Source organism: Microbacter margulisiae (genome assembly GCF_014192515.1).
Lineage (GTDB): Bacteria > Bacteroidota > Bacteroidia > Bacteroidales > Paludibacteraceae > Microbacter > Microbacter margulisiae.
In genome coordinates this window covers 339265-352034 of record NZ_JACHYB010000002.1, presented here as the reverse complement: position 1 = coordinate 352034, position 12770 = coordinate 339265, and the positions used below count along the sequence as shown (strand labels likewise).

Annotated in this window: 12 protein-coding genes and 1 tRNA gene; 6 read left to right on the top strand and 7 right to left on the bottom strand. The window is 36.5% G+C overall.

The features are described from left to right. Window positions 1-151: 151 nt before the first annotated feature. From FHX64_RS10630 to FHX64_RS10620, 3 genes are all read right to left on the bottom strand, one after another. Window positions 152-225 (bottom strand) — tRNA-Arg (locus FHX64_RS10630). Between the two features lie 99 nt (window positions 226-324). Further along, window positions 325-1044, bottom strand: a complete 720-nt coding sequence (gene dapB, locus FHX64_RS10625; protein WP_183413830.1) for a 4-hydroxy-tetrahydrodipicolinate reductase — start codon at window positions 1042-1044, stop codon at window positions 325-327. 12 nt (window positions 1045-1056) lie between these two features. Beyond that, complete coding sequence (locus tag FHX64_RS10620; protein ID WP_183413829.1) at window positions 1057-2205, bottom strand: sensor histidine kinase; 1149 nt, start codon at window positions 2203-2205, stop codon at window positions 1057-1059. Window positions 2206-2628: 423 nt separating this feature from the next. Here FHX64_RS10620 and FHX64_RS10615 point away from each other — a divergent pair, with 423 nt between their 5' ends. From FHX64_RS10615 to FHX64_RS10590, 6 genes are read left to right on the top strand one after another with little or no spacing between them, the layout of a single operon-like run. Next, the gene (locus FHX64_RS10615) at window positions 2629-4176 is read left to right on the top strand and encodes a sugar transferase (RefSeq protein WP_183413828.1); all 1548 of its coding nucleotides are present in this window, start codon (window positions 2629-2631) and stop codon (window positions 4174-4176) included. Window positions 4177-4224: 48 nt separating this feature from the next. Then, a complete protein-coding gene (locus tag FHX64_RS10610; RefSeq protein WP_183413827.1) occupies window positions 4225-5988 on the top strand; it encodes a hypothetical protein in 1764 nt (587 codons plus the stop codon). A 22-nt stretch (window positions 5989-6010) separates the two neighbouring features. Further along, window positions 6011-7138 (top strand): DegT/DnrJ/EryC1/StrS family aminotransferase, encoded by a 1128-nt coding sequence (locus FHX64_RS10605; protein ID WP_183413826.1) that lies wholly within the window; start codon window positions 6011-6013, stop codon window positions 7136-7138. A gap of 11 nt (window positions 7139-7149) precedes the next feature. Next, window positions 7150-7731, top strand: coding sequence for an acyltransferase (locus FHX64_RS10600; protein WP_183413825.1), 582 nt, complete (start codon window positions 7150-7152; stop codon window positions 7729-7731). Further along, window positions 7728-8765 (top strand): Gfo/Idh/MocA family protein, encoded by a 1038-nt coding sequence (locus FHX64_RS10595; RefSeq protein ID WP_183413824.1) that lies wholly within the window; start codon window positions 7728-7730, stop codon window positions 8763-8765. Before FHX64_RS10600 ends, FHX64_RS10595 begins: the two co-directional genes overlap by 4 nt. A 20-nt stretch (window positions 8766-8785) precedes the next feature. Beyond that, window positions 8786-9250 (top strand): DUF4293 domain-containing protein, encoded by a 465-nt coding sequence (locus FHX64_RS10590; protein ID WP_183413823.1) that lies wholly within the window; start codon window positions 8786-8788, stop codon window positions 9248-9250. Between the two features lie 85 nt (window positions 9251-9335). Here the strand turns inward: FHX64_RS10590 and FHX64_RS10585 are convergent, their stop codons facing one another. From FHX64_RS10585 to FHX64_RS10570, 4 genes are all read right to left on the bottom strand, one after another. Further along, window positions 9336-10589 (bottom strand): glutamate-5-semialdehyde dehydrogenase, encoded by a 1254-nt coding sequence (locus FHX64_RS10585; RefSeq protein ID WP_183413822.1) that lies wholly within the window; start codon window positions 10587-10589, stop codon window positions 9336-9338. Next, window positions 10586-10801 carry a YgjV family protein gene (locus FHX64_RS10580; RefSeq protein WP_183413821.1) on the bottom strand — a complete coding sequence of 72 codons (216 nt, stop codon included), beginning with the start codon at window positions 10799-10801 and terminating at the stop codon, window positions 10586-10588. The genes FHX64_RS10585 and FHX64_RS10580 overlap by 4 nt, the downstream gene beginning before the upstream one ends. 94 nt (window positions 10802-10895) lie before the next feature. Further along, window positions 10896-11648, bottom strand: coding sequence for a hypothetical protein (locus FHX64_RS10575; protein WP_183413820.1), 753 nt, complete (start codon window positions 11646-11648; stop codon window positions 10896-10898). A 15-nt stretch (window positions 11649-11663) separates the two neighbouring features. Next, the gene (locus FHX64_RS10570) at window positions 11664-12758 is read right to left on the bottom strand and encodes a DUF354 domain-containing protein (RefSeq protein ID WP_183413819.1); all 1095 of its coding nucleotides are present in this window, start codon (window positions 12756-12758) and stop codon (window positions 11664-11666) included. Window positions 12759-12770 lie beyond the last annotated feature (12 nt).

Here is a 12770-nt window from a genome sequence, read left to right as displayed (position 1 = left end):
ATTTCCGGAGAATTAAACTTGTAAAATAAAAAACAAAGATAATGGGAAATTTTGCTGATAGGTTTGAATGTTTACGTATTTGAAAAATTTTTAGCAGAGGAGAATAACAAGAAAGCTTCAGCGTATTATGAACGTTGAAGCTTTCTTAAAGTGACCCCGACAGGATTCAAACCTGTAACCTTCTGATCCGTAGTCAGATGCTCTATTCAGTTGAGCCACGGGGCCTCGCTTTTGCGACTGCAAAGGTAAGGCAAATGTTCGAATTGTACAAATGTTTAGTATGTATTTTTTGAGATTATCCTACCTTTATAGCAAAACATCTTCTTACAAAAAGGCTAACAGGTCGTTCATCCCCAGAAATCCCTTTTTATTATAGGTAAATTCAGCTGCTAAAACGGCACCTAAGGCAAATCCGCGCCGACTTTTTGCATCGTGTTTAATGCTGATGGTATCCATTTCCGATTCATAAATTATTTCGTGAATGCCAAGCACATTCCCTTCCCGAATTGATGCAATAGCTAATTCGTCGGGTTGTTGTTGAATATCTTTTACCCATTTGCTTTTCCTGTCTAGCTCCTCAATGATCGATTCTGCTAATGTAATTGCTGTCCCGCTTGGGGCATCCAATTTCTGCGTATGATGTACTTCGATCATGCTGATATTATAATCGTTGAATGGATTCATCAGTTTTGCCAGATAACGATTAAGTGCAAAAAACAGATTGACTCCCAAACTAAAGTTTGAAGCCCAGAATAGAGTTCCATTGGTGGTCTCCATTTCTTTCCGTATTGTCGATAATTGATTGGCCCAGCCTGTAGTGCCACAGACTACTGGAACACCTGCTTCAAAACACTTGCGAATGTTGTTTATTGCAGCGTCCGGGCGTGTAAATTCGATTGCTACATTTGCACTACAAAAAGCTGGTGATTCGAAGGTGTCATTGGTTGTTAGATCTATTCTGGCAACAATTTGATGTCCTCTCTGGATAGCTATTTGTTCAATTTCATGCCCCATTTTTCCATACCCGATTAATGCGATATTCATGATTTTTTGTGTTTAGTTTGTTTTTCGTAAGGCAATGCGAAAGACAGTGCCATGATTTATTTCTGATTGTTTTACGTAAATTTTTCCGTTATGATATTCTTCAATAATGCGTTTTGCTAAAGACAATCCTAAGCCCCATCCTCTTTTTTTCGTGGTGAAGCCTGGTGTGAAAATGGTTTTGAAAAGACGTTTAGCCATTCCCTTGCCCGTGTCTTGAACATCTATGAGATAATGGCGATTATTTTCGTTAAGAGTAATGGTTATTTTGCCACTACCGTCCATTGCGTCAATAGCATTTTTGCAAAGGTTTTCAATAACCCATTCAAATAGAGGTATGTTTATGAATGCTTCTGCCGTTTCGGGAATATTTTGTTGTATTTCAATGGTTACTTTATTGGATATTCGATTTCGCATATAAGTGATGGCTCCTCCCAGTGCATCAATGATAGGGACAGCAATCAACTCTGGTCTGGATCCAATCTTTGAAAATCGTTCGGCGATGGTTTTCAACCGTCTGATATCTTTTTCCATTTCAGGTAGTAAAGCATCTTCTGAATATTTGGCTTTCAAAAGTTCTATCCAAGCCATTAAAGAGGAAATGGGGGTTCCGAGTTGATGTGCCGTCTCTTTTGATAATCCCACCCATACCTGATTTTGCTCTGCTTTTTTGGTGCCTGAAAATGCCCAAAAAGAAACAAGTATAAATAAAGCAATAACTCCTAATTGAATATATGGAAAATATGCTAATTCTTTGATTAATAATGAATCATCATAATAGATAAATTGTTTGGTATTAGGGTCAATGTCAATTTCTATCGGTGGATGTTTAAATTTTAGTCGTTGAATGGTTGCTTTACGAAAGGCTTGGATATGTTTTTTAGGCTCGTGGATATTACGAGAAGTGATAAAATTGTCGTGGCTATCAACCATAACAACTGGAATAGTTGTGTTTCCTTCGAGCACATGCATGATAAGGGTTAAGTCCGTTTCTCCTTCAGAGTGAGCGACCAGCCGAGTCGCTTCCGCCCAAATCTCAATTTTCTGGCGTTCTTCATTTGCCAATTGGTTTATTAACCTATTAGTGAAAAAAAGTGATACTAACGCAATGATTGATGCAATAGTAATGAATATAAGCCGAAGATGAAATGGTTTTGTTGACATGTAATTTTTTAGATCTTCTCCTACATTATGCTTTTATGATCCTGAGAATTCAAATAGCAAGATCATTGTGCAGGAGCAGGAAGTGTCTATTCCGAGAACAAATATAGAGAATTTTTGTCAGGTCAGTATTCATTGGTAGTATATTGTAGGGATCTTCTGTTTTTTATATTATAAAAAAAACTATCCACTAAACGATAAATAATAAATAAATTCAAAGCTTGCTCTTTTTTTGTGTTGCACTCATAATAAAATCTTTTATCTTTGTATTGGAGTTTATTCTTTCTGTAAGTCAATAGGAGGATTTAGATATGATTGTTTTTTATTAGTAAAATGTACCTTTCGGTTTTGATAATGCTAGTTGTGAAAGAATAAAATATATATTATTGTACATATCTTGTTGGTAATATGTAAATTATTTTCAATATGAAAATAAAAAAATTAAACAAGGAGAGAGCTGGCTTTAATAATCCTCAGACTATTTATATTCTGGTTAATTTTGGAGTCAATTTTATCGTTTTCTTTTTTGTTATTGGCGTATTCCCTTTTGCAAATTCGAACCCTATAAAGAAATATATTTGGCCATTTTTAATATACCAGATTATCTGGATATTACTGGGAGTCTCTTTTAAAAAATATCTTTCTTTCCGGAAACGATCTATTGGAACATTTGTGGATCAATGTTTTAAGTCTGATTTTTTTGCGTCAACCGTTGGAATTGGATTAGTGTTGTTGTTTCTTGACTTGCACTATTCGGTTAGTTTTTTATTGGTGCTTTCTTGTAGTTGTTTGGGATGCGAATTAATTCTGATTTCTTTGATTTATGCTTTTGGAGAAGCTCAGTTGGTGGAGGTGTCTGTTGTTTTACCAAATACCAACACTCCCGCAATTAATGAATACCCATCACATCCTTTAAATGCTGAATCTATAGAGACATTGGAAATATTGATTAGAAAAGCAGGGGGGACTCGATTACTGGATTTTCTTCGGATAAATATCTGTCCATTTGTTTCTTCAACTCTTTATATTGAAACAGCTTCCCGTTTTAATATTGAGAAAATATATGGAGGCCGTTATTCTTCTATAGTGGATTTTAAGGTCATAAATGAAATTCGTGAAATAAATGCTTTTTTTGCTGCAGTAAATGATAAATTGCCGGTTGGTGGTATTTTTATTGCTTGTTTTGAAACAAAAAGTCAGCGGAAACGGAGAATTTTAGGAGGACATCCTTCGCTGGACAACTATTTACATTATGGGTTTGATTTTCTTTTGAGAAGGATAGGCCCAAAATTAAACCTGACTCGGGAATTTTATTTTTGGATTACGAATGGAACTAATCGTGTTCTGTCAAAGGCCGAAGTTTTTGGCCGATTGTATTATTCTGGATTTGAGGTTATTAGTCAGCGAAAAATAAAAGGACTTACTTATGTAGTTGCGCACAAGAATAAAGTGCCTCAACGAGATGAAGTGCTGAATTATAGTTCTATTATAAAACTAAAGCGTTTAGGGAAGGATGGAAAAATCATTACCGTATACAAATTACGTACGATGCATCCATATTCGGAATATTTACAGGATTACATTTATAAACATCATCAATTGCATGAAAGTGGAAAGTTTAATACAGACATTCGAATTACTACATTAGGACGTTTTTTGCGTCGCTATTGGTTAGATGAGCTTCCCATGATGGCAAATTTTTTGAAGAGAGATTTGAAGTTGGTTGGAGTTCGTCCGTTGAGCGAGCATTATTTCAACCTTTATTCTTCTGATATACAAACGCAGCGGCTGCGTCATCGTCCTGGATTACTACCCCCATACTATGCAGACATGCCAAAAACATTAAATGAGATTCAGGCTTCAGAGAAGCGTTATTTGGATGCGTGTGAAAAACATGGTACCTTTATTACTGACGTGCGTTATTTTTTTAAAATCATTTATCGTATTATTTTTGGGCAGGCAAGAAGTCGGTAGCCTTTATGTCTAAAGCTTTGATTATTCTTTCATGATAAAAATTATTTTATGAAAAGACATTTGTTCTTGTTCTTGTTCTTTGCTGTGACTTTACCTCTTTTTAGTCAATATATTCCGGAAGATATTCGTTATACAACGGTCTATGACTTCTTAGATGAAATGGCAAACAATGGCGTAATTTCGATTAATACAGCAGTTAAGCCTTACAGCAGGCATTTTATTGCTCAAAAATTAGAAGAAATAGAGCGAAAATCATCGCAATTAACTAAGCGTCAGCGTAAAGAAGTGATTTTTTATCTTAATGATTACGCGTTAGAGCGAGATACGTTACCCCAAAATTGGGATATTGTTGAAAATTCCAAAACGGATGTTTCCTTATGGCCTCCCGGAGTATTTTATCGTACTGACTCCATGCGTATCCGTATAACACCGATCATTGGTGACGAGTGGATACATAATAATAGCGCTTCTGTAAGTACGCGTACCATCGGGGCTGATTTTCAGGGAACATTTGGGAAACATCTGACTGTATATGCCAGCTTACGTGATAATTCGCAGATTGGACAATTGTTGTCGAAAGGAGAACAATTATTTGCGAAACAGACAAGCCCTTATACAGGCCGTGACACGTTAATGCGGATTCCTTCTTATTTAACGCTTTTCCCAGGTGCAGCATACAAGTTGCATAATGGAGGCATTAATGCAGGAGCTGATTATAGCGAAATGCGTGGCGGAATATATTATTCGTGGGGATGGGGAAATGTTGGCTTGGCAAAAGATTATATCGAATGGGGAGACAATTACCATGGATCGAATATTTTATCAGGGAATTCTCCTTCATTCCCTTTTATTGCTTTCAATATAAAGCCGGTACCTTGGTTCGAGTTAAACTATTTTCATGGTTGGCTTACTTCTGATGTGTTGGATTCGACTGATTATTACATGTATAACACAGGACAGAAAGAATATCGCTATAAAAATAAATTTATTGCTGCTAATATGATTACTTTCCGTCCAACGCGGGAACTTTATCTTTCTTTTGGTAATTCAATCATTTATTCTGAGCGTTCTATACAACCGGCATACTTAATTCCATTGGCTTTTTATAAATCAATGGATCATTCATTGACAATGGGTTCTGAAAATCAGAATTCGCAGATGTTCTTTAATTTTAGCTCTCGTAATATTCGTCATTTACATCTTTTCTTATCTACGTACATTGATGAATTTTCTGTTGCCAGATTAAGCCCTTCAAATCCGCAAAAAAATCCGATTTCATGGAAAATCGGAGGTGAATTAAGTGATTATCCGTTTAGCGATTTTTCTTTTATTGGCGAATTTACCCGTAACTATGCACTGACATACAAACATTTTATTCCAAGCCTCGATTTTACATCAGGAGGATATACTTTAGGAAGTTATTTGTGGGACAATGCACAGGAAATTTATTTAGCAGCGCAATATAAACCTATTTGTGGATTGCTTTTACAGGGATCATATACGGATGCTGTACATGGTAATGAATATGATTATGTTCATGCGTTAGCAGATGATATTTTGTCTCAGCCTTTTATGAAAGATAAAGTCTGGCAAAACAAAACTCTTTCATTGAGTGCTAATTACGAAATAGCAAATAATGTACTTCTGACTTTTGAAGCTGATTATAGTAATATAACAGGTTATACACCAACTGATCCGATAGGTCCTGGTGAATATCGCACTAATGCACAAGGGTATTTGGATATGTACACTCCGTTGTTCTTGCAAGGTAAAAAATTAACTATTACCTTTGGACTGAAAGTTGGAATATAACTTCATTTTGATGTACAAAAACATGCGTCCAATACAAATGGTTGACTTAAAGAGTCAATACGATAAGATACACGATGAAATCAATGTACAAATGCAACAGGTACTTGATTCAGCAACATTCATCAGAGGCGAAAAAGTTACCATATTTCAGCGCAATTTAGAAAAATATTTGCATGTGAAGCATGTTATTCCAGTTGGAAATGGAACTGATGCATTACAAATTGCACTTATGGCTCTTGGCCTTCAAAAAGGGGATGAGGTGATTACACCAACTTTTACATTTATTGCAACAGTTGAAGTTATTGCTTTATTGGGATTGACACCTGTTTTGGTAGATGTTGATTCTGAGACTTTTTGCATGTCGCCAGAGGCTGTGCGTAAGGCAATAACAAAAAAAACAAAAGCAATTTTACCCGTACATTTATTTGGTCAGCATGCAGATATGGAGGCTTTGAAAAATATTGCAGACGAATTTCAATTGTTTTTAGTGGAAGATGCATGTCAGTCAATGGGCTCAATTTATACATTCACTAATGGACTAAGTTGTTCAACGGGTTGTATGGGAACCGTAGGTTGTACATCGTTTTTCCCTTCTAAAAATCTGGGATGTTTTGGTGATGGAGGTGCTCTTTTTACGAATGACGATGCATTAGCTGATACGATCCGTTCAATTGCAAATCATGGGATGGAGGTTCGATATCATCATGACAGAGTTGGTGTTAACTCTCGTTTGGATAGTTTACAAGCTGCTGTACTAGATGTGAAATTAAAATATCTTGATCTATACATTTTGGCACGGCAGCAGGCTGCCCAGTTTTATGATCAGGCATTAGCTGGTTGTGAAAGGGCCTCTCCGCCTGTTCATCAATTGAAGTCAACGCATGCTTTCCATCAATATACTTTAAAATTACATCATATTGATCGCAATGCAGTGCAAATCGCAATGGCTCAGAAAAATGTGCCAACAATGGTGTATTATCCTATTCCAATTCATTTGCAAAAGGCTTATGCTTATCTGGGATATAAGTCAGGGGATTTTCCGGTGGCAGAACAATTGTCGCAACAGGTACTTTCTTTGCCTATGCATACCGAATTAGATGAGGAACAGTTACAGTATATCATCAATTCACTTAAGTTAGTTTTACAATAAAGCATTATTCAATGTCCTATTTTGCACATGAAACAGTTGTGATTGATTTGCCTTGTACGATTGGCAATGGTACTAAAATCTGGCATTTTACACATATAATGGCACAATGTACAATTGGAGACAATTGCAATATTGGTCAGAATGTGGTAATTTCACCAGATGTGATATTAGGGGACAATGTAAAGGTACAAAACAATGTATCAATCTATTCGGGTGTAATTTGTGAAAATGATGTTTTTTTAGGCCCGTCGATGGTTTTTACCAATGTCTTGAATCCACGAAGTACTGTTAATCGTAAAAATGAGTTTAAAACAACATATGTCCACCGGGGTGCATCGATAGGAGCTAATGCAACAATTGTGTGCGGAATTCATATAGGAGAATATGCCATGATCGGAGCCGGAGCTGTCGTAACAAAAGACGTGAAACCTTATGCATTGGTTGTAGGAAATCCTGCACGTCAAATCGGTTGGATCAGTGCTTATGGCATAAGATTGCATTTTGATGAACAGGGTTTTGCTGCCTGTTCTGCTACCGGTGATAAGTATCAATTACAAGATCAATATGTTACTAAATTAATTATTTCAAAATGAGCTGTAAAATAAAATTTGCCGTAGTGGGTCTGGGGCATATCGGGAAACGACATGCTGAAATGATTCGTCTTAATCCAGATGCAGAATTAATCGCTGTCTGTGATATTTTATCCAAGGATCAGTTAGGATTGGGTAATTTGCAGGAACGTTTTTTTTCTTCTATTGAGGAATTATTTGATGCTCATTTGGATATTGATGTGGTTAATATTTGTACGCCAAACGTGTATCATGCAGAATATGCTATTCAAGCTTTGGAAAACGGATATCACGTTGTTCTTGAAAAGCCTATTGCTTTAACGCGTTCTGATGCTGAACGTATTTTATATACTTCATTGTCAATGTCGAGAGACGTATTTTGTGTGATGCAAAATCGATATTCACCACCTGCAGTATGGTTAAAGGATCTTGTATTCAAGAAGAGTCTTGGTGAAATATTTATGGTGCAAATTAATTGTTACTGGAATAGAGATGAAAATTATTACAAAGCTGGCAATTGGCACGGTGATGAAAAACTAGACGGAGGTACGTTGTTTACTCAATTTTCTCATTTTATTGATATCATGTATTGGCTTTTTGGAGATATAACCAATATTCATGGCAATTTCAAAGATTTCAATCATAGTCAGTTGACTGATTTTGAAGATAGTGGTGTGGTAACTTTTGATTTTGTCAAAGGTGGCATGGGCGTTTTGAACTACTCAACGGCTATTTGGGATAAAAATTATGAAAGCAGCATTACTATCATAGGTTCACAAGGAACTGTTCGGGTTGCTGGTCAATATATGAACGAAGTAACTTATTGTCATGTAAAAGATTATGTAATGCCTGAATTGCCTGCGTCTAATCCACCTAATGATTATGGCTTGTATAAAGGTTCGGCCCAAAATCATCATTATATTATCCAAAATGTGATAGAAAAACTTTCAGGAAGTGGTTCTATTACAACTAATTTACTTGAAGGTATGAAAGTGACTGAAATTATCGAAAGAATCTATCATGTTAGAGATCAGCACTGGAAAAAGAAGAAGAAATAATTTGAAAATCCACAATAAATATGATTCAACGTATTCAAACAGTTTATTTGTTGTTAGTCGCAATATTGTCAGCAGTAACGTTTTTTTTGCCTATTGCCACTATTGTAACGCCGGCTAACGTATTTGATTTGTCGTGTCGAGGTTTTGTAGCAACTCCTCCGATTGATGCTTTACATTCGTCAACATGGGCCTTGTCTTTAGTAAACATTTTAATTCCAGTTATTGCTTTGGGAACTATCTTTTTGTTTAAACGTAGAAGATTACAACTGGTTTTGTCGTATATCAACTTCTTGTTAATGGATGCTTACTATGTTATTGTAATTATTACCTTATGGTTTGCCGATCAACAACTTGCAACCTCTTCTCATTGGATATATCATTATGCATTTATTTTCCAGATTATTAATATGATTCTTACGTTCTTGGCTATCAGAGCGATTAATAAAGACGAAGCTTTAATTCGTTCTCTGAATAGGTTGAGATGATCAAAGAAGCTTGATTGAGAATAAAAAGCATCGCTTTGTTTCATCATCAGACAAAGCGATGTTTTTGTATATATTGGAGAGCAGCTTACTTCGGTCGGGTTTGGCCGTTACCTGAAATCAGCCATTTGTAGGTTGTCATTTCCTGTAACGCCATAGGTCCACGGGCATGCAGTTTTTGCGTACTGATTCCTATTTCAGCTCCCATTCCGAATTGTGCACCATCTGTAAATGCTGTTGAACTATTGGCATATACGCAGGCTGCATCTACCTGTTGTTGAAATAAAGCAATCCGTTCTTCGTTTTCACTAATAATAGCTTCACTGTGCTTGGAACTATAATGATCTATATGCAAAAGTGCTTCATCAATAGAACCGACTGTCTTTATAGCTATTTTGTAATCTAAAAATTCGGTTCCATAAGAAGCCTCTGTAGCTTTTTGTAGTAAATGCTCAGGGTAATTTGCCTGTAACACCTCAAATGCTGGCTCATCCGCATAAATAATTACGTTGGATAATGCTAATGCTGACACAAGTCTTGGAAGATCTGCTAAACGGCTACGGTGAATGATAGCACAGTCCAATGCGTTGCATACACTTACACGACGAGTTTTTGCATTGTTGATGATTGAGGCTCCTTTTGTAACATCTCCATATTCGTCGAAATAGGTATGACAAATACCTGCTCCCGTCTCAATAATGGGTACGCGGGCATTATCGCGAACAAATTCAATTAATCCCTGACTGCCCCGCGGAATAATCAAATCTACTTTTCCTACTGCGTGAAGCAACTCAAGAGTGCTTTCTCTTTCCGGCGACAACAGACTAATAACATGAGGATCAATATTAAAGGTTTCTAAAACGGTTTGTATTAATGTTACTATAGCTGTGTTCGAGTATTGAGCGTCTGAACCACCTTTTAAAAGACACACGTTGCCTGATTTCAAGCATAATGAGAATACGTCAAAGCTGACATTTGGTCTTGCTTCATAAATAATTCCAATGATGCCAAATGGGACACTTATTTTTTTCAATATTAGTCCATTAGATAGCTTTCGCTCTAAAAGAACTTCATTGACAGGGGAAGGTAGCTCAGCAACATTTTGCATGTCCTGAGCAATAGCTTTTATGCGTGCTTCAGTGAGTTTTAACCGATCATATTTGGGATCGCTTTTATCCATCTTGTTTAAATCCTTTTGGTTGGCATCCAAAAGAGCGTTGGTTTGCTTGACAGTTTCAATAGCAACTGACACTAAAACCTGACGGATTGTTCCATCGTCTAGCCTATTCAGACTATGCTTTGCTGTTTTGGCCTGAGCTAAAATCAAGGATAAGGTATTCATGATTTATGATGTTGAAAAAGATGATACATATTGATAATAATAACCGCTCCGTTTGCAATAATCACGGGGATGCTTGGTAATAAAATACCATAAGTCACAAATAACAAACAGCCAATACTATTAATGATTCGGATGCTGTTTACGTTTTTAAGAATAAAAGAAATCACAATGGCTGTAGAAGCCGCATAACCAAGATAATCTATGTAGTTCATAACGGGTATTATTTTTAGAGAAAAAGGATGCGAATTTACTTTTTATTCTCCAAAAACGAAACTAAAAAATTTTTGTTATGCAATAATCTGAATTTTATCTGATCATGCGTTTTTTTATCTGGTTTTTGATAGACTGAAGTACAAGTTCCTGAGTCCATTTTATTCCATTGTCTGTCCAACGTTGCGGATGTGTTGTAATCATTATTTTTTCAGGCAAATAACCTTTTAGAAGTGCTTCTATTAAGTCATTTGTCGTTCTATATTGGAAGTGACGAGAGGTAGCCACTTTGTCTCTTCGGTTACTTTGTAGATCATTCCATTTTCGTCCGGTATCTGTTATGTATGCAACTTCTTGAAAATCAATGTCAAAATAAGGCTCGCCAATGAGATTCCATTCTTTATAATTGTATGAATTCCAAATTTCACGGTTGTCGTAACTTGACATAGGACTACCATGCATACAAATGGTGGTTACCGGATAAAACTGACGAAAATATTCTAAATGTTCTTTGAACAGATCAATAGCTTGTACGGAATCTCCCTTGGCGAGAGTCAGATCTTCATAATGATACCCGATTTCATGTCCCAGAGCAACAATTTGTTTAATAATTTCCGGATGATTACTCTTAGGTACAATACGAAAATAATAGCTTGCCGGAATCTCCAATGAATATTCAATTTTGGCAACCTGCAAAGAATGCTGTGGCCGTGCATCCACATCATGACGTAATATCACAAAGCGATTTGGGTTATTCCCTTGACAGAATGATTCAAAAGTGCGAAAATCATATTCCTTTTCTTTCAAAGAGATCAGCAGCTCCTGGTATTTCTTGTAAGTAAAGTCCATGGCGACAAAAGTAGTTTAACGAAAAGATAGTGGAAATGAAGGATCGTCTAAAACAATTTGTTTGCTTTTGGGATAGTGCTCTATAAACCATACCAGAAAAGCAGTAACATCTATTTTATCAGTAAGATAATACTCTCTTTTTGTGTGCCATTCCTTTTTTAGATTGGAATTATCTAGCAACTGACGAATAGTCTCTGTCATTTGTGTAAAATGATCAGTGGTAAATCCATAGGCGAGATTATAGCGATTTTCCAATTCTTCAATAACAGCTAATTGTCCTACTAATGAATTACATCTGAAGGCCGGCGTTCCTAAAATAGCAGCTTCAGAAGTCATAGTTTGACTGTCGCCTACAAAAAGGGTTGCATAATAAAGCAGATGATGTACCTTGTCAGGTGATATTTTCATCTGATATGGGGCAAGTTCCGGTTCAATATTTCGTTCGGTTGTAATCAGAACTTTGCCGTGGGGAGCAAGAATATTGATCAAATCCAATTTTTGTTCCAGCGTAAGGCCCTGTACATTCCCGTCATGATGCGCTTTAAATGCATTGAAACGCATAACGAAGAAAGGTTCATCCACCTGTAATCCGATGGATTGCATTACTGAAGGATCCGGTCGAAAACGGTTGGGATGTAAATATGCCAACTCATGGCTGCCCTGATAAAAAATGGCTGGCCGTTTTTTTCTGTGGGCTTCCAATGGTTTTGGTGAAAGGATGACGGACGCAAAAGAATGGGCAAAGCGTACGGTTAAAGGCTCTACAAAGTCATCATCATCATCAAAGAAAAGGGATGGAAATCCATTCAACTTGGCTATTTGGGCCACTGTGACAGACGAACCAATACCAATGTCAATATGATACCTTCTGGCTATTCTCGTTAGTAAGTAATTGTATTTTAATTGTATTAACCCTTTGCCAAGTAATGAGTCGCGTTTTGTTCCTTCTAAAGAAAGGTAGTCAATATGTTCCTGCTCTAAAAGCTGTTTGGCAACAGGGATATCTTTAACGGTGACAATCACGTTGTGTCCATCCTGTTGAAGGAGGCGAATGGAATGCTTGAATAAATGAACGTGGCTGGGGTGGCAAATATCAATCAAAATGTTCATACTCCTAGTCAG

Bases quoted from the DNA above. Each gene is read 5' to 3' on its own strand.
- FHX64_RS10600 (WP_183413825.1), top strand. From the start codon at position 7,150: ATGTCCTATTTTGCACATGAAACAGTTGTGATTGATTTGCCTTGTACG.
- dapB (WP_183413830.1), bottom strand. From the start codon at position 1,044: ATGAATATCGCATTAATCGGGTATGGAAAAATGGGGCATGAAATTGAA.
- FHX64_RS10620 (WP_183413829.1), bottom strand. From the start codon at position 2,205: ATGTCAACAAAACCATTTCATCTTCGGCTTATATTCATTACTATTGCA.
- FHX64_RS10610 (WP_183413827.1), top strand. From the start codon at position 4,225: ATGAAAAGACATTTGTTCTTGTTCTTGTTCTTTGCTGTGACTTTACCT.
- FHX64_RS10605 (WP_183413826.1), top strand. From the start codon at position 6,011: ATGCGTCCAATACAAATGGTTGACTTAAAGAGTCAATACGATAAGATA.
- FHX64_RS10580 (WP_183413821.1), bottom strand. From the start codon at position 10,801: ATGAACTACATAGATTATCTTGGTTATGCGGCTTCTACAGCCATTGTG.
- FHX64_RS10585 (WP_183413822.1), bottom strand. From the start codon at position 10,589: ATGAATACCTTATCCTTGATTTTAGCTCAGGCCAAAACAGCAAAGCAT.
- FHX64_RS10590 (WP_183413823.1), top strand. From the start codon at position 8,786: ATGATTCAACGTATTCAAACAGTTTATTTGTTGTTAGTCGCAATATTG.
- FHX64_RS10595 (WP_183413824.1), top strand. From the start codon at position 7,728: ATGAGCTGTAAAATAAAATTTGCCGTAGTGGGTCTGGGGCATATCGGG.
- FHX64_RS10575 (WP_183413820.1), bottom strand. From the start codon at position 11,648: ATGGACTTTACTTACAAGAAATACCAGGAGCTGCTGATCTCTTTGAAA.
- FHX64_RS10615 (WP_183413828.1), top strand. From the start codon at position 2,629: ATGAAAATAAAAAAATTAAACAAGGAGAGAGCTGGCTTTAATAATCCT.
- FHX64_RS10570 (WP_183413819.1), bottom strand. From the start codon at position 12,758: ATGAACATTTTGATTGATATTTGCCACCCCAGCCACGTTCATTTATTC.